The following is a 214-nucleotide window of genomic DNA, read 5'->3' as shown; positions in this document are numbered from 1 at the left end:
GGGGGGGAGCCGCTCCGGCGCGAAGAAGAACAGCGTCGCCAGGCCGACCTGGAACATGCCGTCCCCGGCCTGGGAGACGAGGCGGACCGCGAACAGCCGCCGGAAGCCGGGGTGGACGGCGACCGTCCGCAGGTCCCCGAGCACGCTCACGCGCCGAGGCTACCGGCGCGCGCTTCCCACCGGCCCCGGCCCCGCCCGCCCCGCCGGCCTGCCA

Annotated in this window: 1 pseudogene; it reads right to left on the bottom strand. The window is 78.5% G+C overall.

Going from position 1 to position 214, the window contains the following annotated elements:
* Positions 1 to 150, bottom strand: a pseudogene (locus N866_RS22470) (MFS transporter); the annotation flags it as partial.
* Positions 151 to 214 lie beyond the last annotated feature (64 nt).

The sequence above is a fragment of the Actinotalea ferrariae CF5-4 genome (assembly GCF_000603945.1).
GTDB lineage: Bacteria > Actinomycetota > Actinomycetes > Actinomycetales > Cellulomonadaceae > Actinotalea > Actinotalea ferrariae.
This window is presented reverse-complemented; position numbering and strand designations above follow the sequence as displayed.